At 67.7% G+C, this 21,823-nt stretch carries 20 protein-coding genes; 9 read left to right on the forward strand and 11 right to left on the reverse strand.

Annotated elements, in window-relative coordinates; all coding sequences use genetic code 11:
• Nucleotides 1–204: 204 nt before the first annotated feature.
• Together P2Q00_RS36520 and P2Q00_RS36525 are read left to right on the forward strand one after the other, a co-directional pair.
• Nucleotides 205–1,224: a LacI family DNA-binding transcriptional regulator gene (locus P2Q00_RS36520; protein ID WP_275778315.1), complete on the forward strand. Its 1,020-nt coding sequence runs from the start codon at nt 205–207 to the stop codon at nt 1,222–1,224.
• Between the two features lie 481 nt (nt 1,225–1,705).
• Nucleotides 1,706–2,704, forward strand: a complete 999-nt coding sequence (locus P2Q00_RS36525; protein ID WP_275778317.1) for a terpene synthase family protein — start codon at nt 1,706–1,708, stop codon at nt 2,702–2,704.
• Nucleotides 2,705–2,809: 105 nt separating this feature from the next.
• Here P2Q00_RS36525 and P2Q00_RS36530 read toward each other — a convergent pair whose 3' ends face one another.
• The 5 genes from P2Q00_RS36530 to P2Q00_RS36550 all read right to left on the reverse strand — a co-directional run bounded on the left by P2Q00_RS36530 (nt 2,810) and on the right by P2Q00_RS36550 (nt 7,909).
• The gene (locus tag P2Q00_RS36530) at nt 2,810–3,550 is read right to left on the reverse strand and encodes a terpene synthase family protein (protein ID WP_275778318.1); all 741 of its coding nucleotides are present in this window, start codon (nt 3,548–3,550) and stop codon (nt 2,810–2,812) included.
• A 1,312-nt stretch (nt 3,551–4,862) separates the two neighbouring features.
• Nucleotides 4,863–6,017 carry a helix-turn-helix domain-containing protein gene (locus P2Q00_RS36535; RefSeq protein WP_275778319.1) on the reverse strand — a complete coding sequence of 385 codons (1,155 nt, stop codon included), beginning with the start codon at nt 6,015–6,017 and terminating at the stop codon, nt 4,863–4,865.
• 35 nt (nt 6,018–6,052) lie between these two features.
• Nucleotides 6,053–6,745 (reverse strand): hypothetical protein, encoded by a 693-nt coding sequence (locus P2Q00_RS36540; protein WP_275778320.1) that lies wholly within the window; start codon nt 6,743–6,745, stop codon nt 6,053–6,055.
• Between the two features lie 7 nt (nt 6,746–6,752).
• Complete coding sequence (locus P2Q00_RS36545; protein WP_275778321.1) at nt 6,753–7,364, reverse strand: hypothetical protein; 612 nt, start codon at nt 7,362–7,364, stop codon at nt 6,753–6,755.
• 113 nt (nt 7,365–7,477) lie between these two features.
• Entirely contained in the window at nt 7,478–7,909 is a 432-nt protein-coding gene (locus P2Q00_RS36550) for a hypothetical protein (RefSeq protein WP_275778322.1), read from the reverse strand.
• A 1,169-nt stretch (nt 7,910–9,078) separates the two neighbouring features.
• Between P2Q00_RS36550 and P2Q00_RS36555 the strand changes: the two genes are divergently transcribed.
• On the forward strand, nt 9,079–10,884 hold the full coding sequence (locus tag P2Q00_RS36555; RefSeq protein WP_275778323.1) for an RICIN domain-containing protein: 1,806 nt from the start codon (nt 9,079–9,081) through the stop codon (nt 10,882–10,884).
• Nucleotides 10,885–11,241: 357 nt separating this feature from the next.
• On the opposite strand, the gene P2Q00_RS36560 is transcribed toward P2Q00_RS36555, so the two are convergent.
• Nucleotides 11,242–13,713, reverse strand: a complete 2,472-nt coding sequence (locus P2Q00_RS36560; RefSeq protein ID WP_275778325.1) for a non-reducing end alpha-L-arabinofuranosidase family hydrolase — start codon at nt 13,711–13,713, stop codon at nt 11,242–11,244.
• A gap of 68 nt (nt 13,714–13,781) precedes the next feature.
• On the opposite strand from P2Q00_RS36560, the gene P2Q00_RS36565 reads away from it, so the two are divergent.
• Nucleotides 13,782–14,099, forward strand: coding sequence for a hypothetical protein (locus P2Q00_RS36565; protein WP_275778326.1), 318 nt, complete (start codon nt 13,782–13,784; stop codon nt 14,097–14,099).
• Here the strand turns inward: P2Q00_RS36565 and P2Q00_RS36570 are convergent.
• Together P2Q00_RS36570 and P2Q00_RS36575 are read right to left on the reverse strand one after the other, a co-directional pair.
• The gene (locus P2Q00_RS36570) at nt 13,990–14,775 is read right to left on the reverse strand and encodes a hypothetical protein (protein ID WP_275778328.1); all 786 of its coding nucleotides are present in this window, start codon (nt 14,773–14,775) and stop codon (nt 13,990–13,992) included. The genes P2Q00_RS36565 and P2Q00_RS36570 overlap by 110 nt on opposite strands.
• Nucleotides 14,772–15,302, reverse strand: a complete 531-nt coding sequence (locus tag P2Q00_RS36575) for a SigE family RNA polymerase sigma factor (protein ID WP_275778330.1) — start codon at nt 15,300–15,302, stop codon at nt 14,772–14,774. Before P2Q00_RS36575 ends, P2Q00_RS36570 begins: the two co-directional genes overlap by 4 nt.
• Before the next feature lie 147 nt (nt 15,303–15,449).
• Here P2Q00_RS36575 and P2Q00_RS36580 point away from each other — a divergent pair, with 147 nt between their 5' ends.
• Nucleotides 15,450–15,854, forward strand: coding sequence for a hypothetical protein (locus P2Q00_RS36580; protein WP_425579554.1), 405 nt, complete (start codon nt 15,450–15,452; stop codon nt 15,852–15,854).
• 605 nt (nt 15,855–16,459) lie between these two features.
• On the opposite strand, the gene P2Q00_RS36585 is transcribed toward P2Q00_RS36580, so the two are convergent.
• Together P2Q00_RS36585 and P2Q00_RS36590 are read right to left on the reverse strand one after the other, a co-directional pair.
• Entirely contained in the window at nt 16,460–17,338 is an 879-nt protein-coding gene (locus P2Q00_RS36585) for an alpha/beta fold hydrolase (RefSeq protein WP_275778334.1), read from the reverse strand.
• Nucleotides 17,339–17,366: 28 nt separating this feature from the next.
• The gene (locus P2Q00_RS36590) at nt 17,367–18,068 is read right to left on the reverse strand and encodes an SDR family oxidoreductase (RefSeq protein WP_275778335.1); all 702 of its coding nucleotides are present in this window, start codon (nt 18,066–18,068) and stop codon (nt 17,367–17,369) included.
• 301 nt (nt 18,069–18,369) lie between these two features.
• On the opposite strand from P2Q00_RS36590, the gene P2Q00_RS36595 reads away from it, so the two are divergent.
• The 3 genes from P2Q00_RS36595 (at nt 18,370) to P2Q00_RS36605 (ending at nt 20,280) form a co-directional block, all read left to right on the forward strand.
• The gene (locus P2Q00_RS36595) at nt 18,370–18,843 is read left to right on the forward strand and encodes a hypothetical protein (RefSeq protein WP_275778337.1); all 474 of its coding nucleotides are present in this window, start codon (nt 18,370–18,372) and stop codon (nt 18,841–18,843) included.
• Between the two features lie 3 nt (nt 18,844–18,846).
• The gene (locus tag P2Q00_RS36600) at nt 18,847–19,494 is read left to right on the forward strand and encodes a 4Fe-4S binding protein (RefSeq protein ID WP_275778340.1); all 648 of its coding nucleotides are present in this window, start codon (nt 18,847–18,849) and stop codon (nt 19,492–19,494) included.
• A gap of 216 nt (nt 19,495–19,710) precedes the next feature.
• On the forward strand, nt 19,711–20,280 hold the full coding sequence (locus P2Q00_RS36605; RefSeq protein WP_275778341.1) for a TetR/AcrR family transcriptional regulator: 570 nt from the start codon (nt 19,711–19,713) through the stop codon (nt 20,278–20,280).
• Nucleotides 20,281–20,305: 25 nt separating this feature from the next.
• Here P2Q00_RS36605 and P2Q00_RS36610 read toward each other — a convergent pair whose 3' ends face one another.
• Complete coding sequence (locus tag P2Q00_RS36610; protein WP_275778343.1) at nt 20,306–20,830, reverse strand: TetR/AcrR family transcriptional regulator; 525 nt, start codon at nt 20,828–20,830, stop codon at nt 20,306–20,308.
• Nucleotides 20,831–20,923: 93 nt separating this feature from the next.
• Here P2Q00_RS36610 and P2Q00_RS36615 point away from each other — a divergent pair, with 93 nt between their 5' ends.
• Nucleotides 20,924–21,739, forward strand: a complete 816-nt coding sequence (locus tag P2Q00_RS36615) for an oxidoreductase (protein WP_275778547.1) — start codon at nt 20,924–20,926, stop codon at nt 21,737–21,739.
• Nucleotides 21,740–21,823 lie beyond the last annotated feature (84 nt).

Raw genomic sequence — 21,823 nt, forward strand, 5'->3', positions numbered from 1 at the left:
GCGTGAAGGTCGTTTCGGAAGCGTTTCCGTTGCCGAAAGACTGAGGGGGCCGACCGCGGCTGTCAAGTAACGAAAACGCAACACGCATTTGACATGCCGAAACGATCAGATGGCCGTACAGGCTGACACTCGGGCCGAGCCGCCACCCTGGAAGTCCTTCCGAGAATCTTGGAAGCGTTTCCGAATGTGGGTTAGCCTTCCGGCATGGCGCAGAGCTCCCAGAAGATCAACATGGCGGACGTGGCCCAAGCGGCCGGCGTCTCGATGGCCACCGCCTCCCGCGCGCTCAACAACGAGAGCGGTGTCGCCGAGGCCACGCGGCGGCGGGTGCTCGCGGTCGCCGAGGAGCTCTCCTACGTCGTCTCCCCCGAGGCGTCCCGGCTGGCCGGCGGCGACACCGGCCGGGTCGCGGTGGTCGTACCGCACATCTCGCGCTGGTTCTTCGCGGCGCTGCTGGAGGGGCTGGAGTCGGTGCTGCGCGCCGCCGACCTGGACGTACTGCTCTACCACGTGGACGGCATCGAGGACCGCCACGACTTCTTCCACCGCCTGCCCGCCCGCCGCAAGGTCGACGCGGTCGTCGTCCTGGCCTTCCCGGTAGGCGAGGAAGAGCAGCGGCGCCTTGAGCTGATGGGCGTCACGATCATCGCCGCGGGCGGTCAGCACGCGCCGTATCCGAACGTCTCCATCGACGACGAGACGGCGGGCCGCCAGGCCATGGACCACCTGCTCTTCCTCGGCCACCGCCGGATCGCGATGATCGCTGCGGTCGACCCGGACCAGCCGGACGAGGTGCAGCCCTCGGGCCGCTCGAACGCGTACTACGGCGCTCTGCGCGACGCCGGCATCCCCCTCGACGAACGCCTCGTCGTCACCGTCGACTGGGGCGGCGACCAGGGCGCCGACGCCATGGCCAAACTCCTCAGCCAGCCCGAACCGCCGACCGCCGTCTACGCCCACTCCGACGAGGTCGCCCTCGGCGCCATCCGCACCCTGCGCCGAGCCGGCCTGCGCATCCCCGACGACCTGTCCGTCATCGGCATCGACGACCATCCCGTGGCCGAGCTGACCGATCTGACGACCGTGCGGCAGCCGGTGCGGGAACAGGGTGAACTGGCCGGGCGGATGCTCCTGAGCATCCTGGGCGGCGAGGAGACCGAACACGACGTCGTCGTACCGACGCAGCTTGTGATCCGTGGGAGCACGGCGCCGCCTCGTCAGTAACTGTGAGTGTGCAGTGTCTACGCCCGGACGCCGCCGACGACCTCAGGCCAGCCAGCGACGTACTGAACAGAAAATCACCGTCGGCATGAGACCAGCCTGCCGCGCCTCTACATCGACAGACGGCACGAACGCCTCGTTTTCCTCACGGACACCTCGCGTTTTGCAGGCGGGTCGGCGCGGCTGACGGGTGCTTCGAGCGCCCCCCATACGCGCTCTGCCTCCAGAGTTCGCGCCCACGCCACCATGGGCTTCCGCGTAGTGATCACGGCGACGTCCGCCGACAGGCAGGACCGGGACGCCGCCCGCGAACCGCTACGGCGACTCCCCCGCACACACTCGCAGCTCACCCGCGTCTGGGTCGACACCCCATGACCGCCCGGGTATGTGCGTCCAGCAGCTCAATCAAAGACACGGTGAGCGGCCATCCCCGACGACATCCCTCTCTGTGCTCCTTCCCGTGCCTCCTGGAAGCGCTTGCCCAATGCCCCACACCCGCCTCCCCGCCTCGTGTTCCGGCCCGCTCGCCGAGCTCCAGCTTGCCCCCGACGTCATCCACCCCCACAGCGACGTGATCGAGAACGACACCCACCGCTGGGCTACCGAACAAGCCCTCACAACCCACAACGCGGCCGCGTTCCATCACCCGCGCTTCCCTCGCCTCGCGGCCCGGATGTTTCCCGACGCCCCCGCCGACCGCGTCAGCGCCTACGCCCGCTGGCTGGTCATCCTGTTCGCCCTGGATGACCGCAGCGAACAAAGCCCCCCGGACCCTGGTGCCGTCCACGCCCTCTATCAGGAGATCACGGCCGCGCTCACCGGGCACAACAGAGAGCCGCACGACCCCCTCGCACGGATCGTCCACGATCAGTGGCAGCAGTTGTCAGGCCGTATGTCCCACGCCTGGAAAAGGCGGTTCGTCCGGCACCTGGCCCGCCACGGCCAGGCCCTGGCCTGGGAAGCCGGATTGAGAAACGAGCGCAGAACACCTTCCCTGGCCGCCTTCATGGACCTGCGCCCATGGTCCAACGGCATGTTCATGTGGGACCTGATCGAAACCGTCCACCCACATGAGGTGCCCACCCCCGTCACCCACACCCTCGCCTGGCGCCACCTGACCAACTGTTCCAATCAGATCACCGCCTGGCGCAACGACCTCGTCTCTCTCCCCAAAGAAGCGGCCATCGACAACCACGACAACTACGTCATCGTCCTGGCCCACGCCCTCGACTGCGAGCACGACAAAGCCGCAGCTGTTGTCGAGCAGCAGATCACGCACCGCGTCCAGGAACTCCTCGAGTCCGAACACGCTCTGCGAGAGCAAAGCCGGCATCTGCCTGCTTCCGGCATGCGGGCCCTCACCGAGACCACGAACACGCTCCGCACCTTGGCCGCCGCCCACGCCCGATGGGTCATCGAATCCGGCCGATACGCCGGTGAAGCCGACACGTCGATCATCAGACAGCCCGGCCGCCGGGCCTGAGGACGCGGATGGTCTCGGCGAAGACGGCGGCCACGGCAGCCTGGGATTTCTCGGCGCGTGCCAGGCCCGTTGGGCGAGCCAGCGGTGTGGCAGCCGGTTTCCGATTCAGATTTTCCACCACCATGCGGTGGTGGAATACGGGAGTGACCGTTGGAGAGCGTCGGTGTCTTCGGTGATCTGGATGGTTACCGACCCGCCGGGAAAGTTCTTCGCGTAGCGCGGTGCTTTCGGCGCCCAGGTGAGGTTGCCGCTGATTGATCCACGCAGTGATTCCAGGTACAGGGACATGGCGTGGCCTGCCTGGGCTTCCTCAGCGGCAGACAGTTCCAAAAAGCGCAGCATGACGGTGTCCCGTAGTGCAGTTGCTTCCGAGATTGCCGAGTCCAGGGGCAGGTCACGATGGTGCATGAGTACGTTGATGATGTTCTGGGCGTTTCCCATGGCCCGCTGCTCAAGCGGATAGGAGAGCAGGTCGTTGTCGATCGAGATGACGAGCCCGGTCATCTCGGTGATGGCCCGTACGCGTGGTGTGTCGATGAGTCCGGCAGGCAACGAGTGGCCGGTGACCATTTCCACGGCCGCCATCGCTACGGCAGCTGCACTTCCGGGAAGCCTGTGCAGAAGGTACTCGTTGACGTCCGGCATGCGGTTTTGTTCGGAGGACGCGACCTGGTGGACCACCCCGAACAGCCAGTTCCGCTGCTCTTCGCACCAGCGCCGCATCTGCGTGGGCGTGCCGTAGCTGCTGAATGCGACAGCGCCTGACTTACCGCCTCCAGCAGCGGATCCTGCTGGGGCTCCCTTACCGGGAGCCCCAGTACGTGGGCGATGTGGGATGCCAAGCAAGCGAACTTCGCCGTTTCTCGGCTCGCCTCCCCCTCGTCCGAATGAGCATCAACTGCCCAGAACCAATAGACCCAGTTCGCGAACCACTGCATTCTGTCGGTCAGGCCGCGAGGGATGATGTGGCAGCAGAAGTGCGCAGCCTTTGTATCGATGAGCTCTTGCCTCTGTCTTGCGGAGGGGGCAAGCCCCACAGCGTCGATCCATTCGATCGAAGCCTTTTCAATCGCATGCACTTGAGGGTGCTGGGAAGGATCAAATGGGCAGAAGAAGCCCGGCTGTCTGAAGTTCTCAAGGTTGGCGTTGAGGCTGGCGGGTTTCGATGTGCGGGGCATGCGCCGGCTCCTCTCAAGCCTTGATCAGGTTCAGCGGTGCCACGCACGGCAGATCCCGAGAGCGCCATGAAAGCAGGGGGGCAGGGTCCAGAGAGGAAGCGGAAGCGGACAATGGATGAGCCCTGCGACTCAATCATTGCGCTGGCATTATTCGCTTGACTCTGTGTAATTCCAGATTCGCGGAAGCGGGCCCACCGGGGAAGTAACCGCTGGTGATGAAAATGTGGAGATGTTGACGGATCAACAAGCACCTGCCGGCCCAGGCGGGGCCGCTCCAAGCACCTCCGCCCCGAGTTGTTCGGTCGCCCGCTGAGCCGTCCTTCATGTGCTCCTGCAACGCGCTCTTCCGGCCAACGCTCGCTTTGAGGGCGCGGCCGCTCGCCAGCCACCAAGAGGGGCTTTCCATGCCTTCGAGTCGACGGCGTGCCCATAAGACCGGTAAACCACGGTCAACAACGGTGCGATCCTGCACTCCCGAGCGTCACACCCGAGCACATATGCCCAGGTCAGAAGCTATCCGCCTCCCCAAGCGCCGTCGCCTCCCAAGCTGAGAGCGCGAGTTCGATTCTCGTCACCCGCTCCATAATGAAACCCCCAGGTCAGAGACTCGGGGGTTCTTTGTTGTCTTGTCCAATTTGAGGGTGGCGTGCCCTCGGCGTGCCCTAAGTCGAGGTCAAGTGGCCATTTCAGGGCCGCCCAGGTGTCACTTTGAGCCGCTCCGCCGCCGTGTGCCTCAAGTGGCGAGACGCATTTTGTGTGACCTGCACCAATGCTGCCCATCAGGATAGCGAAGTCGCTTACGCAAAGCGGCAGTTCACAAATGAAGGTATGCGTAGCCCTTCACCAGCGGCTCCCCCGCGCACCGCTTGGCTCCCAGGCCGCGTCGGGGGGACCCACAGCCGTAGCTAGCTGCCACGTACTGGGCCCACGCCGAGGTCGGTGAGCAGGCCCCGGATCCGGTCCTCGATCGCCGGACGATGTCAGCGGACCACAGACAGCTGCGGCCGGTTGTGCGCTCCGCCGCGCTGTTGCCCCTCTCCCTCCTGCGCGGTCACAACGAGCCCGAAGATCAGGTCGTTGAGGTCGGCAGGCCGGAGATGAAGCTCGCGGGCCACGTCCGCAGGCCGCGTCCCCTCACTGCGCAGAGCAGTGAACACCTTGCCCAGCACCTGGGAGGTCTCACGGGCGACGCCGCTCCCTGGTTCCGACTTGCGGTAGCCGAGACGGCCGAGTTCCACGCAGTGGGTTCGGTACTGCCATTCGGTGGTCAGGCCCAGTTCGTGCAGCCGGTGTGCAAGCGCCATGGCGGCGACCTTCCAGCGGCGTTTGGCCTGGAGGATCCAGCTCGTGCTCGCGCCATGCGGTGCGTGGGCCAGGACGTCTGCCCGCGGCATGAGGAATGCGGCTGCGAAGCGGTGCGCTTCCGCCTCGGCCTGTGGGCCGTGCGGCATCTGCTCCTCGCCGTGCAGGACGAGATGTCCGAGTTCGTGAGCGGCGTCGAAGCGCCCACGTTCCGCCGTCTTCTCGGTGCTCAGCAGGACGAACGGGATCCCCCGGTCCCAGAAGGAAAACGCGTCGACTTCAGGACAGTCCCTGGAGAGGGAGAAGACGCGAACGCCGTGCGCCTCCAACAAGTGCACCACGTTCGGGATCGGCGCGTTCCCGAGCCCCCAGCGGGCGCGCACCAGGGAGGCGGCTTCCTCCGCTGGGACGTCCGTGCCGGCCGCCTCCCCGGGATGGGGGATCTGATCCTCGTCGGAGCGCAGGCGGCTGAACGAGGTCAGAGACGGGATGTCGGGGGCAGGCAGGCGGAAGTGCGCGCCCATCCAGTCCTGCAGAGCGCGCGCCAACCGTCCGGAGCTGAGGGCGATGTCCCGTTGGGAGGCGGTCATCTTGCTCAGGGCACGGAAGCTGACCGAGTCGACGGTCAGCTCGGCGACCTCCTCGGCGCTGAAGAAGGAAGGAGGGAACTCCAGCACTGTCGCGATCGCCTCAAGCGACGGAGGGCTTGGAGTGGCCCGTCCGTTCTCGAAGTCGGACAGCCTGCGTGGCGTCAGGCCGGCCATTTGGGCGAGTCGGGTGACGGTCAGCCCTCGGCGCTTGCGCGCCAGGACTAGCCGGGATGCGGTGGTCATGGGAGGAGCCAAGTGGGGAGGTCTGGGCGGGACGGTCAGGGCAGGCGCTCAATCGGGATGTCGATGCCGCCCTGGTCATCGGCATCGTCGACGAACGGAGTGAAGCCCTCGAAGTCGATCCAGGGGAGGATGATCCGCTCGTACCAGCTGCTGATCTTGCCACGGCTTCCCGGGTCGTTCGGAAACGAAAGCTCGGCGTGCAGCCGCGTCCCCTGATCGGTCTTCAAGTGGTGGTAGAGCAGGAACCATGTCGGGATGCCGTTACCGGCTTCCTGCTGCTCGGGCTCCACCTCGGTCTCACCGAAGAGCAGCAGCTGCCGATTGGCCTCCACCCGCTTCATCACCGCATTCCCCTTCGGGTAGCGGGTGGATGGCGTGAGGGCTGCATATCCGGTCTCCGAGCTGCCGCTGGAGGCCGCGATGGCGAAGTCGCCGGAGGGCGCGACGAGCAGTGGAACGTTGCTGGGGCTGGCGCTGGTCCAACCCTCCGGGATGTACGTCTCCCGCAGGAATCGAATCGTCCGGCCCCAGAAGATGTTGCCGGGCAGTGAAACAGGATCCAGCGGCGTGCAGAAGTTGCGCTCCGATTCGGCCCGACGCAGGGCGCCGTCGATCCCCTGGACCGACAGACCCAGTTCGGCGAGCCGGTCACGGACCTGGCGGTCCTCCGCCCCCGTGACCGGGCGAAGGCCACGGGGGCCAGACCGGCATGGGACGCAGCCGGTCACAGCGGCGTCAGTTCCAGATGTTGTAGGTGCCGTAGTCGTTGACCCTGAGGTTGGCCTGCCAGCTGCCCCACTCGTAGTTGCCGTCCCACCAGTACCGCTCCGAGCCGTGTTCGCAGCCGGAGTGGTCGGTGCGGAAGGCGCCGACGAAGGTGCCCTTAGTCCAGCGGCGTTCCACCACCTGGACGGGCTGGGCGTACTGCCCCGGCTTCAGGTTCGTGGAGAAGGTGAACGTGGTGGAGGTGGAGCCGTTGCGGCCGTAGGAGGGAGTGATGCTGGCGAGCACCTGGTTGAGGTACGGGACCGGGTTGCTGACGCTGACGCCGACCGACCACTGCCAGCCCGTCGTCTTCTGGTAGCCCCAGTTGTAGGAGCAGCCGGGTGAGTTCACGGGGCAGCGGAAGGTGGGGCCGCGCCACACCCAGTCCTGGAAGGTGTTGGCGGCCTGGGTCTGGGCCTTGGCCCAGGTGGTGTCGCCCTTGCGGATGTCGTAGCCGTCCGGCTTCCAGCACCAGGTGTCCGCCGAGGCGGCGCCCGGCGAGGCCAGCAGGAGGAGCGGGGCAAGCCCCAGGCTCAGCACCGGCGCCAGCCAGCGGCGACGGTTCTTCTTCTTGTTGTTCACTGCGGGCTCTGCTTCGGGGGGCGTTTGAGCGTGGGGGCGCACTTGAGTGGCTCCTTGCGGGGGATGGGTCAACAGGGAGAGAGGGGTCCGGTGGTGCGAGCGGTGGTCGGCGGTCAGTGCCTGTTGACGACGATCAGGTGGTACTGGTCCGGGGTCGAGCTCCAGTCGCCCCACCAGTCGTCGTTCCTGCTCCATCCCTCGCAGCTCCCGCCGCGGAAGGCCGTCAGGGAGACCCGGTCGCTGTTGGAGAACCACACGCTCGGGTAGTAGCTCGTCTCGTGGGGATCGGCGCCCGTGAGGCACCGATCCCACCGGTGGCCGTTGGGCTCGGTGACACTGATCCGCCAGCTGTGCGCGTCCACGCTGTGGTTGGAGATCGCGACACAGGCGGTAAAGACGGGGGAGTTGCAAGCGGCGTGGGGGGTGGGACGAGGCGGAGGGAAGGTGGCAGCACCGGCCTCAGTGGCGGTCAGGGTCAGCGACCCACCCACCAAGGCGGCGACGGCCAGGGCGCCGGCGATTCTCTTACGGAGTGAACGGGACACGGCCCCGCTCCCTTCTGTCCGGTTGGGTTCAGGCACAACCGAAACTCCGGGACGCGGGGTTGATCAGGGAGTCGAAGCCACCGACTAATCAATCCCGAAAAGCCATCCGCGCACCTAATCAACGGGCTGGTCTGGTCGAACACGGCCTTGATTCGGGTGATCGCGTTGCGGTTGGCGCCTACAGGCAGAGCTTCGCGGCAGCTCGGGGGGTGTCGAGGTCAACGAGCGCCGGGAGCTGTTGCCGCAGCCCGGGGTGACGGCTCGACGCGCAGCGGACCACGTACATGGGGCACGGCGTCGACGTATGCAGTCGCGATGCGGCCGCTCAGTCCGCCTGCGAGCCAAGTCATGCCGAGCCCGAAAGGCGCCTGCTGACCCAGTCGGCTCATCCATCACGGCGCCGTGCCCACAGCGTGCCCTGAAGAGCGGACAACAGCGGTCAACAACGGTGCGAACCTCGCCTCACGAAGCCGCCACCAAGCTACATAAGCGCAGGTCAACAGCAAGGTCGCTGTCCAAGCGCCGTCGCTTCCCAAGCTGAGAGCGCGAGTTCGATTCTCGTCACCCGCTCCATGATTAAGGCCCAGGTCAGAGACCCGGGCTTTTTTGCTGTGTGGGGTGATCAGCGGTCGCGTTTCCAGTACATGCCGTACCCCTCGCACAGGATGCCCAGGGCGAGGGTGTCGGAGATGCCGGCGGTCACGGGTGGGGCCCAGGATGGTGGGCTTCTCGTTGGGCGGCCAGGTGGTCCGCAAGCGCATCGGACCCGATCTCGCTCAGGGCCCACAGGCTGCTGGATCGGCGAGCCCCCTGCCGGAGTGGGTCATCCACAGGGGTGTGGAAGGGCAACACGGGAATGCCCTGCCGCAAGGTCGGCGAGGCGCTCGGAGCGGCCTTGCCGGGTCGGGATCTCGCTGCCGTCCCGCACCCTCCCCGACCAGCCATCAGGCGTTCGCCGCCGCCGGCGTTGGCCGTGCCGTGCTCCGCGGCGAACGGGAAGCGGTCAAGGCGAAAAAAATCTGTGGATCTTCGCGGCAACCTTTGCGGCCTCTGTGACCACTCAGTGTCGTCCGGCCAAGTGGTCCGGTCAGATGCAACGGCTGAAAGAGAGCAAAGGCATGTCCCTGGAACGAGAGCACAGACATGTCCCCGGCCCACCCACGTCATCGATGGCGTCCCGCGTCGGCGGCCACCGTGCCGACGGCGACGCCCGCGGTGGTCGCCCGAAGCATCGTGGCCGTCGGTTGCTCGCGCGTCGGGGTCTCTGGGCGGGTCTCGCCATGGTGGTCGTGGCCGGCTCGGCTGTCGTGGTCAGCCAGGCTTCGGCGCAGCAAACCCTGGATCTGAAGAAGTGGTACGTGCTGGTCAACCGCAACAGCGGCAAGGTGCTGGACGACCGCGCCTCCGCCAAGAACGACGGCGCGGCGGTGGTGCAGTGGAGCCGTCATGGCGGCCCCAACCAGCAGTGGCGGTTCATCGACGCGGGTGACGGGTACTACCGGCTGCAGAACCGGAACTCCGGCAAGGTGCTGGACGACCTCGGCTGGTCGAAGACCGCCGGCTCCGCCATCGTGCAGTGGAAAGACCTGAACGGCACCAACCAGCAGTTCAAACTGGCCAAGTCGCCGAACGGCTACGTGCGTTTGGTCAATCGCTTCAGTGGCATGGCCGTCGATGTCCACAACGCCGCCAAAGCCAACGGGAGCGGTGTCGTCCAGAACCGCGACCGGGGCGGCGCCGATCAGCAGTGGCAACTCGTCCCGGCCGGGAGCGTCGGCAGCTCCGGTACGCCCACCGCGCCGAGCAGCAGCGTTCCCACCAGTCCGGCTCCGAGCAGCTCGCACCCGTCGTCGACGCCGTCGTCCACGCCGTCTCCCGTGGCCGGTGGCGGCAGCTCGACGACACGATTCATGGGCAGCAGCACGGTGCTCATCGGCGGCTCGATGTCCGACGCCTCGGCGGCCGCCGCGCCGTTCGACGTGCGGTACGCCTATGTGCACAGCCAGCCCGCGCCCTCGTCGGACTACTACTCGGCAGCGCGCTGCCACGACGATTGGTCGGGTTGGTGGGGCTGCTGGAACGGCAGCACCACGGCGCCCGGCACTTACGTGACCTGGCGGGACAGCGTGGCGGCCGAGGCGACGTACAAGGGCAGCGCGCGTCCGCAGAAGATGCTCTGGACCTGGTACTCGTTGCGCGACCTCGGGGATGCGGCAGGCGAGGGCGACGGTCCGGGCGAGGTCAAGGCCATCAACCGGCTTGACCTGCTCACCCGGTACCTGAACGACTACCGGTTCTTCCTCCAGAAGATCGGCACGTCGCACGACGCGATCGACCTTGAGCCCGACTTCTGGGGCTACGTCCGGTCGCTCGGCAATCCGCACCAGGTTCCCGCGCAGGTCTCGGGCGCAAATCCGACGGATTGCGGATCGCAGGAGAACAGCGCCGCCGGACTCGCCCGCTGCCTGATCTCGATGACGCACAAGTACGCACCGAACACCGCCGTGGGGCTGCACCTTTCCTGCTTCGACTGGCAGACCAACACACAGGCATGCGTCAAGGACTACGCGAACCTCGGGGCGCAGAACGCCGACTTCCTGGCCACCGATGTGTCGGACCGCGACGCAGGCTGGTACGCACAGCCGGCCCACGGCGGCAGTGACCACTTCTGGACCGACCAGAAGGCCGCCGCCGCGCTGCAGTTCTACAAGACGATGGCCGAGTCCGTGGGCAAGCCGGTGGCCCTGTGGCAGATCCCCGTGGGCAACATGGCGCAGAACAACACGCTCAACCATTACAAGGACGACAAGGTGGACTGGTTCTTCGGGCACATGGACCAGGTGGCGAACGCCCATGTCGCCGGCCTGTTCTTCGGTCCAGGGCAGCAGGAACAAACCTCGGTCGAGACCGACGGCGGAAACCTGATCAACAAGACGATCGCGTACCACAACTCGGGCGGTACAGCACTCAAGTAGACGAAGCTGACGAATGCGCCCCCATCTCTTCGGTGGGGGCGCATTTCGTCATCTTCGTCGGGCTGAGGCCTTCTCCGGTCAGCGCCGGCCATGCCGCCGTCGGTGCGGGCGCCGATCGAGGCAGCCTTGGCGAAGGGGATGATCGTGCTGACGCAGGACCAGGAGCCCACCCATCAGCCCGACAAGCCTCGCCGAGCCTCCGCCTGGTCCCCAAACGATGGGAACCCCAGCCGGCGCACGGCTGGGGTTCCTCGAGGCGGTGAGCAGCGGTCAGCGGGTGGAGGTGCCCACGCCGTAGACCGCTCGTCTACGCGCCGGTGCACCGCACCCGATCGCCATCACCGTGGATCAGGCGGGTCAGCGCTGCAGGGTGAGGACACCCGGCCGCCACGGCAGTCGGTCGTAGGGGCCGGTCGCGGTGGGGGACTTGCCCTGGTAGAGGAACTGCAGGTGGCAGGGGTCGATGGTCATGGTCTGGTCGGGGTTGTCGCGGACCAGGTCACCGTGGCTGATGTCGTTGGTCCAGGTGGCACCGCTGTTGGCCTTGCCCGCGAAGGGGTTGCTCTCGCCGGCGGCCTGCGGGGTCCAGGAACCACTCAGGCTGGAGGCGGTGAACGAGCGGAAGTAGCGCTGCTCGTTCGCACCCCGAGCCTCGACGATCATGAGGTACTGGTTCTGGCCCTGGACCTTGTAGACCTGCGGCGCCTCGAACAGGTTCTTCGTCGAATCGCTCATGACCGTCGTGTACGACGAGCCGAAGTTGCCCGGGAAGTTCCCGATCGGCATGCTCGCCCGGTAGATCTTGCCGTTGTCGCCGGCGAAGAACAGGTACATGTTCTGGCCGTCGGCGATCAGGGTCTGGTCGATCGGGCCGGTGGCGGATTCGGTGCGGGGGATGCTGCCGGTGAACAGCGGCTGCGGCGCGGACCAGCCGCCCGGGTTGGTGGGGTCGCTCGACGTGCGGTAGACGAAGGGCGACGCGCCCCACTGGGACGCCAGCACCCAGATGTTCTTGGGCGCGAAGTAGAACAGTGTGGGCGCCACCGCTTTCTGGCTCATGCCGGTCTGGCCGGCCGACACCATGTCCGCCCAGTTCGTGAAGGGCTTGAACATCATCGAGCCGTACGACGATCCCGACACGCTCGACGCGTAGACCAGGTGCTTGCCGTTGTACGTCACGGTGGTGAAGTCCTTCACCGCGTCCCACCCGTTCGCCGGCTGCGCCAGCGGATCGGTCGAGCTCCACCGGTACGTCGACGGAAGAGCACACGTGGCGCCCGTCCGCGTGGGCGTTGTCGAGGCCGACGTCGACGTCCTGAAGTTCCAGCGCTGGTTGGCGCCGCCGCCGTTGGAGTCCCAGATCTGGACGGGGGTGCCGTTGGCGGTCTTGCCGCCGGGGGTCTCCAGGGCTCGGCCGCTGGCGACGTTGGTCAGGGTGTAGGAGCCGTCGCTGTTCCGGGCGGCCTTCCAGTGCTGGTTGGCGCCGCCGTTGGAGTCCCAGACCTGCGTGTTCGTACCGTTGCCGGTCTGGTTGCCCGGCTCGTCCAGGACCCGGCCGCCGGCGATGTTGGTCAGCGTGAAGGAGCCGTCGCCGTTCTTGGTGGCCCGCCACTGCTGGTTGGCGGCACCGCTGGCGTCCCACACCTGGAGCGGGGTGCCGTTGCCGTTGTATCCCGCGGGCTCGTCGAGAACGCGTCCGGCGGCCGCGTTGGAGAGCGTGTAGACGGTGCCGGAGGTGATGTCCCCGGCCGTCGTACCGCCGCCCGCCGTGCCCCCGCCGCTGCTGCCGCCCAGGGTGGTGAGTACCGCGTCGTAGGCGGGCTTCTTGTTACCACTGTTGTCGAACAGCAGCGGGTTCTCACCGGTGCGCCAGGAGTCGCTGTCGCGGATGCCCCACACCGTGATGCCGGTGCAGCGAGCGACGTTGAGGCAGTCCTGCACGGTGTTGGCGTACGCGGTGGCGGACGCCTGGGCGATGTCGAGTTCGGTGATCTGTACGTCCACGCCGAGCGCGGCGAACTTGGACAGCGTGGTCTGGAAGCCGGCCGGCGGGCCGCCGGCGCCGAAGTGGCTCTGGAAGCCGACGCAGTCGATGGGCACACCGCGGGACTTGAAGTCCTTGACCATCGCGTAGACGCCCTGCGTCTTGGCGTCGGTCCAGTTCTCGATGTTGTAGTCGTTGTAGCAGAGCTTGGCGGAGGGGTCGGCGTTCCGGGCCGTGCGGAAGGCTTCCTCGATGAAGCCGTTGCCCAGCACGTCCTGGAAGACCGAGCTGCGGTGCTGACCGCTGCCGCCGTCGGCGAACGCCTCGTTGACCACGTCCCAGGCGTAGATCTTGCCCTTGTAGTGGGTCATCTCGGTGGTGATGTGGTTGTCCATCACACTGCGCAGGGTGTTGGCGTCGGTGATGGACTTGACCCAGCCGGGCAGTTGGGAGTGCCAGACCAGGGTGTGGCCGCGCATGCGCTGGCCGTGCGCGGCGGCGTGGCCCACGATCGCGTCGGCCGGGCTGAAGTTGAAGTTCCCGCGGGAGGGTTCGACGGTGTCCCACTTCATCTCGTTCTCCGGGGTGATCATGTTGAACTCCCGGTCGAGAATGGTGGAGTACGTCGAGTCGCCGAGCCTGCCCGAGGACACTGCCGTGCCGAAGTAGCGGCCGCTGCCGGTCGCCGCGGCGGCCAGGGTCGGTGTGCGGGCCTCCGGCGTGCGTGCGGCCAGCGCGACCAGCGGTACGGCGGCACCCGCGGCGGCGAGGACCACGGCGGCGGCGAGCACGCGGCGGGTAGCCGGACGGCGGCGATGAGAGCGGTTCTGATCTGACAACGGCATGTCCTTCTGGCACAGCGGGCCTTGATCCGGACCCGGTTACCTGCCAGTTGCCGCCACGCACACAAAGGTTGCCGCGATCGGGGGGAAGAGTTTTCACGGCCGCTGTCACCGTCCGCACCCAGTTCCACGGCGACCCGCCGGCCACCATGGAGGCCACCTACCCCGACGGGACCGACGTCGGCCCGGCCGACTGGACCCCGTACCAGCAGTGCGGGTACTTGTTCTCCCATCGAGCTGTGCGGCAAGGGGACTCGTCCCCTTGCCGCACAGCGGCGTTCACCGGGTCGGGACGAACCCTCCCCGGACCGACGCGGAGCCGCCCGAACCCTGCGCGTCGACGCGGTAGCCGTCGCCCGCGGCACTGCGCACGCCGGTGCCGTTGTTGAACTGGGCGGCAAACTCATAGCTCGCGGCCGGCACGGTCAGGCCCGGCTTGAGGACCCAGCGGTAGACCAGCATGCCGTCGGCCTCCCGGGTGGTGATGGTGAAGTCATCGCTCGGCAGGGTCTGCCAGGTGCCGGTGTTCTTCACCCCGCCGGTCTGCGCGATCCGGATCTCGACCGTGAGCGAGGTGAGGGGCCGGGTCGTCTTGAGGGCGAGGTTGCTCTGCGTCCAGTAGACGGTGCTGCCCGGGTCCAACGAGCCGGCCGACCACAGCGGCCCGTTCTGGCTCTCGCCGGCGGCCGGCGAGGGACTGGTGGCCGGCGGAGTCGGGCGCGCGCTGCCCGGGGTGGTGGCCGGGGCCGGCGCGACGGGGGTGGGGCGGCCCGATGTCGGGTGCGGGGAGCTGACGGTCGGGGACGGGGTGGCAGGCGTGGTCACGGTGGCCGGCGGCGACGAGTGCGCGACGATGGCGGCGACGGCGAGGCCGCCGGTCGCCAGCATGCCGGTGGCGGCGAGCCCGGCGAGCGCGACCCTGGTCCCGGACCTCGCGAACGGCCGCGCGCGGTGACGGACGGCGGGGCCGGCCATGCCGCGTTGCACCCGGGCCAGCATCCGCGCGCGGTCGGGCCGGTGCGCCTCGGCGGCCTCGCGCAGCTGACGGGCGATCTCGTCGTTCACCGGTTCCTCCTCCCTGCCACCAGGTCCCCGGCCGCTCGTGCGCCCAGTATCCTTTCCAGCTCGGCCATTCCCTTCGAGGTCTGGCTCTTCACCGTGCCGACCGATATGCCCAGCGCTGCCGCCGTGTCCTTCTCCGACAGGTCGAAGGCGTGCCGCAGCACCACGCAGGCGCGCTTGCGGTACGGCAGCCGGGCGAGCGCCGCGCGGACGTCCAGTACGGCCGCCGTGTCCGGCCCCTCCACCTTCTCGGGGCTGCGGGACCAGATCAGCGTGATCCGGCGTCGCTCGCGCACCGCGCTGCGGATCCGTCCGCGCGCCAGGTTGGCCACCACACCGCGGGCGTAGGCGAGCGGGTGGTCGGCCTGCCGCAACCGGTCCCAGCGCTGCCACAGGGCGACCAGGGCATCCGCCGCGAGGTCGTCCGCCGCGTCGGTCTCGCCGGTCAGGAGGTGTGCCAGACGGGCGAGTTCGGCATAGTGGCGTTCGAAGAATTCGTGGAACTCCGCGGACGCGTCGTCGAGGAGCATCCCTCCGTCGCCCTCTCCCGGCGATGATGTGCACGTTAGTTGCATGTTTAACAACAGGGGGGCGCAGCCTAACAGTGCCCGGCCCGGGATTCGAACGGCGGTCGTGCTCGGTTGCGGACCGGTGAAGGCTGTCCGGCGGGCTGGTCAATGCCGGGCGAACTGGACGCCCGTCGGCTGCGCGACGTCCGGCTGCACGGCGGTGCCGTCGACGGTCAGCCGCTCCCCGTAGATGTCGGTGATCCTGACACCGCCATGCTGCGTCTGCTGGCGATGAGCGACAGGGACAAGGACGTCAAGATCCTCGTCCTGCGCCATCAGATCACCGTCCTGGACCGCCGACTCGGCAAGAAGAGGGTGCGGTTCCACCCGGGTGATCGGGCATTCATGGCGGCGCCGCTGCGCCAGCTCCCGAAGGACGTGCCGCCCAGGCTGCGGTTGCTGATGCGTCCGGACACGGTGCTGCGGTGGCACCGCGACCTGCTCGCGCGCCGCCACACCGCCGCCTCCCAGCCGCCTCATGGGGCTTATCGGGTCGTGAGTGAGACTCGATGAGTGGCCGCCAGCAGGTGAGCACTCCTGATCAGTCCCGAACCCCCAGACGAACATTTGCGTCCGCGACGGAGCGTCATGCGCGGGATTGAGTGCACGGCCCGCATGTTGCTGACCAGGGAAAACAACATCAGATAGCACCGACGAGCGCACTCGGCAAGGATTCGATCCCACTCCCAAAGCGGGTGTCGAACTCTGTCGAGGCATTGGATGAGGGCAGCGCAGAGGATCTTCGACGCCTCCGCACTGACCCGGCTGCTCTGCTCGGCCGAACGTGGCCGCCCACTGGGCCACCGCTGCCCTCGGACCGCATACGCTGTCACGGGAGTGTGCACACCGTCCCCCTGTGGGTCCGTGCCCAAAGCGTGCCCATAAGACCGGGCAACAACGGTAAACAGCGGCACGAAGCCAGCCCTCCGAAGCCGCTTTGCGGCAACATAACTGCAGGTCAGAAGCAGTACCACCATCCAAGCGCCGTCGCTTCCCAAGCTGAGAGCGCGAGTTCGATTCTCGTCACCCGCTCCAATACGAACCCCCAGGTCATCGACCCGGGGGTTACTTGTTGTCTAGTCCAATTCGGGGATGACTTATGTCAGTGGTCTCGGGGGTCAGGCCACCGCGTTCAACAGGTCGGCCAGCACGTCGGGCCGTTCCAGGGCGATGAAGTGGCCGGTCTTGGGGACCTGCGTGAAGTCGGCGGCCGGCAGCAACTCCTTGTTGGCTTGCCGGTCCGAAGGACGGGACCAGTCCTTCTCGCCGTAGACGAGGTGGACGGGCGCCTTGGCCTCGGGGTAGCGCGAGCGGGCGGCGATGAGGCTGGGCAGGCTCTGGTACACGGCCCGGGCGACGGTCGGGTAGCCGGGGCGGCCGCCCACCTGGAGGAGTTCGTCGAGGTAGTCCTCCCGCAGCGCGGTCTTGTCGACCAGCCCGCCCTGCAGGATCCTGCGGACGACGGGCTTGGGCTCCACCCCGGCGACCACCGTGCCCACCCCCGGAGTGAGGACACCGCCAACCACCACACGGGCGAGAAGACTGGACCGGGCGATACCGCCGCGGAAGTCGTACGCGTTCACCGCGACGACGCGCCGGACCCGCTCGGGCAGGTCGGCCGCGGCGGTCAGGGCGAGCACCGCCCCCATGGACTCCCCGACCAACGTCACGTCGTGGAGGTCGAGTTCGGTCAGGAGCCGCTCGACGCCCGCGCGCATGGCCGGCTCGTCGTACGACGCCCCGGGCACGATCTCGGAGTAGCCCATCCCCGGCAGGTCGAGGGCATACACGGTGTACTGGTCCGCGATCAGCGGGATGAGGGAGCGGAAGTGCTCGGCCTGCGTGCGCACGGTGTGCAGCAGGACCAGGGGGGCGCCGGTGCCCGCCTTGAGGTAACGCAGGGTTCCCGCGCGGCCGTCGCGCCCCGCGCGCGGGGCGATGGTGTGGCTGGTGGTTCCCGGAATGTGGATCGTGGGACGTGACTCGTGGCTGGGCATCTCGCCGACTCCTCGGGTGTAAAGGGGGTTACTTCGCCAGCTGGGCGTACAGGCCGGCCAGTTCGCCGGCCAGGCCGGCCTTGACCTGCCGCGAGATGTCATCGGCGAGCACCTCGTACGCGCCCGTCTCGACGCCGTCGAGGGCGAGTGCGGCGACGTCACGCGGGTCGGACTTGGGTGCCTCGACGTCCGCCGCCAGGTCCGTGTCGACGTAGCCGACGTGAAGTCCGGTGACCGCGATGCCGCGCGGCTGCAGCTCCAGGCGCAGGGAGTTGGTCTGCGACCACAGGGCGGCCTTGGATGCGCTGTAGGAGCCGCCGAGAGCCAGCCAGGAGAGCACGGAGTGCACGTTGAGGAGGTGGCCGCCGCCGTTGCGCTCGATGAGGGGCACGAAGGCGCGGGTGAGAAGCAGCGGACCGTAGAAGTTGGTCTCGAACTCCCGGCGTACGTCGTCGACCGGGGAATCGAGGAATGACGCGCCGACCGAGGCACCGGCGTTGTTGATCAGCACGGTCACGTCTTGCGCCTGCGCGGCGGCGGCCGCCACGGAGGCCGGGTCGGTGACCTCCAGCGCCACCGGTACCGCATCAGGGTGCGTCACCGTGCGCGGGTCGCGGGCCGTGGCGTAGACCTTGCGGGCACCGCGCGCGTACAGCTCCTCCACCAGCGCCTTGCCAATACCCCGGCTGCCGCCGGTGACGAAGACGCCGGCGCCCTTGAGTGCGGTCATGACTGCCTCCACAGAATGAGAAACCGATCGGTTTCCACCAAGGTAAACCGATCGGTTTCCAGGCGCAAGCCCAACAGACTCCCCGGGCCTCACAGACATTCAGCGACCGGGACCAATTCGCGGGACTGAGCCCTGATCACCTGACGATCGATCACCAACGTCCGCAAGGAACTTGATCGGCGGCCCGAAGCGGAGGCTCGCCACTTGGGCTTGCGCGCAGAAACCGATCGGTTTACGGTGATGAAACTGATCGGTTTCTCGCCGTGATGGCGAGCCTGGACCCGCATCCCTAGGAGCACGGATGACTGCCGCGCGCGACGCCGAGGGGCAACCCGCTTATCCCAGGCTTCCGGCGAAGCTGGCGGCCCACCCGTCGGTGCAGGCTGTACTCGCCCAGCGCAGGTCCGGCGGCATCGCGCGTCCGTCGGCGGTGATCGACGCGGAATGGCTGCGCGAGCTCTGCCTCGCTGCCGGCGCGGACGACGCCGCCCCGGTCAGCCTGGATCACCCCGATCTGGCCGGCGAGCGTGAGCACGCGCAGTCCGCGCTGCCCGGCACCCGCACCCTGATCGCGATGGCGGTCCGGATGAACCGCGACAACTGCCGCTCCCCCGCCCGCAGCGTGGCCAACCAGGAGTTCCACCAGACCGACGAACAGGCCAACCACGCCGCCCGCAGCGTCACCCAGGCCCTCCAGGACGCCGGCTACCGCGCCCTCAACCCGTCCGTCGGCTTCCCCCAGGAGATGGACCGCTTCCCCAGCGAGCGGATCTGAGTGGTGGCGCACAAGACGGTCGCGGTGGCCGCCGGGCTCGGCGTGATGGGCCTGCACCGCAACGTCATCCACCCGAAGTTCGGCAGCTTCGTCCTGCTCGTGACCGTCCTGGTGGACGCGGAGGTGAGCGAGTACGGGCAGGCGCTGGACTACACCCCCTGCATCGACTGCAAGTTGTGCGTCGCCGCCTGTCCGGTCGGCGCCATCGCCAAGGACGGCGCCTTCGACGCGCTGGCCTGCACCACGCACAACTACCGCGAGTTCATGAGCGGGTTCACCGACTGGGCGCAGACGGTGGCCGACAGCGAGGACGCCGCCGATTACCGCTCCCGCGTCACTGATTCCGAGAGCGCCTCCATGTGGCAGAGCCTCAGCTCGCCGCCCGGCTACAAGTCCGGCTACTGCCTTGCCGTCTGCCCCGCCGGCGAGGACGTCCTGGGCCCGTACCTGGACGACCGCAAGACGTTCATGGACACCGTGCTGCGCCCGCTCCAGGACAAGAAGGAAACCCTGTACGTCCTGCCGGGCTCCCATGCGCAGGAGTACGCCCGGCGTCGCTTCCCCCACAAGCCTGTCAAGGAAGTCACCGGTGGCTGGCATCCTCCGGCGAAACGTTCCGCGTCCCCCGACCGAGAGACACGTACATCATGAGTGGCATTCCCCCCTTCCGCGCCCTGCGCGCCAAGCCTCTGTGGATCGCGAACGGCGTCATCACGGGCGTACTCGCGCTGCTGTTCGCCGTGTTCTAGGTCGGCGCGAACGCCGATCCGGCCGATCACCTGACCGGGCCGTCGCCGAGCCTCTCCTCCGGAACCCCCTGGAAACCGATCGGTTTTTATTTCGTCCGCTTCGGGTTAACCTCGCGATATGACCACCGAAGTGAAACTGAGCCCCAGGGAGCGGCTGCTGGAGGCGGCGGCCACGCTCACCTACCGAGACGGCGTCAGCATCGGCGTCGAGGCGCTGTGCAAGGCGGCGGGGGTGTCGAAGCGCTCCATGTACCAGCTGTTCGAGAGCAAGGACGAACTCCTGGCAGCAAGCCTCAAGGAGCGCGCCTCCGCATACGTGGCGACTCTCCTGCCTGCGGCGGACGACGGCCGCTCCCCCCGCGAGCGGATCCTGCACGTCTTCGCACAGGTGGAATCACAGGCCGGCGCCCCCGAGTTCCGCGGCTGCCGGTACCTGGCCGTGCAGGTCGAACTCAAGGACCAGAGCCACCCCGCGAGCCGGGTCGCCCATCAGGTCAAGGCGAATCTGACCGCCTTCTTCCGTACCGAGGCCGAGCAGGGCGGGGCGGGCGATCCCGATCTGCTGGCCCGGCAGCTCAGCCTGGTCTTCGACGGAGCCAGCGCCCGCGCGGGAATTCAGGCCGACAACCTGACCGGGCTCATCGCCCCCACGGTGACCACCTTGCTCGACGCGGCAGGCGTGCGCTGATGCGTCGCCCGTCCAGAAAACCCCCTCACCTCCCGGCGCTCGCGGGAAGCCCGATGGCCGTAAGCGTGTTGCCGAGCATGCCGCAGGCGAAGAAGCTTGCGGTCTCGTCGGCATCGGCGCCCAGCGACAGGTGCACGGCTTCCCAGATACTCATCCAGCCGGCCCGGACGACCTCGCCAATCAGGTCATCGCCCTGCGCCTCGGCGGCCGCCACGGCGGCATATCCCTGCATCTGCACCAGGAGCGTTTCGGGGCGCGTCGAGATCAGCTGCGCGTAAGCGTTCGTCATGGCCTGAAGAGCCCGCTCGCCGCCCTCCACCCCGTCGGCCGCCCTCTCGAAAGCCAGGCGGGTGTCCTCCATGCTCCGCACCAGAGCGGCGACGAAGATCGCCTCCTTGTCCGGGAAGAGCCGGAAGAGATACGGCTGCGTGACGCCGACGCGCTTGGCGATCGCCGCGGTGGAGGTGCCGCGGTAGCCCGTGCGCGCGAACTCGGCGATCGCCGCGCGGATGACGCTCTCACGCCTCTCCAGCGCACTGATCCTGCCCATGACGTCATTCTCCCTGCTTGAACTTGCACGCGGAAACCGATCGGTTTACCGTAGAGGAAACCGATCGGTTTCGAGTGAGCGCGGGAGTCCATGATGACGACAGATCAGCCGGTGGCACTCGTGACGGGTGCGTCATCCGGCATCGGGAAGGAAACCGCGCTCGCCCTGGTCGCAGCCGGATTCAACGTGGTCGGCACAAGCCGTGACACCTCACGCGTCACCCCGCTCGACGGCGTGACGTTCCTCGGACTCGACGTCGCCAGTGACACCTCGGTCGCCGCCACGGTCCAGGAGGTGAGCGAGCGGTTCGGGCGGATCGACGTCCTGGTCAACAACGCCGGCGTCGGCTCAATGGGTGCGGCGGAGGAGACCTCCGTCGAGCAGGCCCAGTCCGTCTTCGACACCAACGTCTTCGGGGTCATGCGCATGGTGAACGAGGTCCTGCCGCACATGCGCGCTCAGCGACGCGGGCGCATCATAAACATCTCGTCCGTGCTCGGGTTCCTGCCCCAGCCCTACATGGCCGCCTACGCCGCCTCCAAGCACGCGATCGAGGGCTACACCGAGTCCCTCGACCACGAGATCCGTGACCACGGCGTCCGGGCTCTCATCATCGAACCCGCCTACACCAGGACCGAATTCGAGGCCAACAGCGCGAAGCCCGACACTCCCCTGCACGCGTACGCGAAGCAGCGGCAGACCGTCGACCGTGTCATGGCGGAGGCCGTCAGGGACGGCGACGCTCCCGCTGTCGTCGCCAGGGCGATCGTCGCGGCAGCGACCGACCCGAAGCCGAAGCCGCGCTACACCGCCGGTCCCCTGGCCGGACGCGCACGCGTACTGCGCCGTCTCGCTCCCGCCGGGGTCTTCGACAAGCAGATCCGCAAGATGAACCAGCTGGCCGGCTGACGCGCAGGCGCTGCATGGGCTCTCCGAACAGCCGCCCCACCTCCATCAGACAGACGACACCTCGATGCCAGAGCGCAATCCCAT

The organism is Streptomyces coacervatus (assembly GCF_029223485.1).
In the GTDB taxonomy this organism is placed as follows: domain Bacteria; phylum Actinomycetota; class Actinomycetes; order Streptomycetales; family Streptomycetaceae; genus Streptomyces; species Streptomyces coacervatus.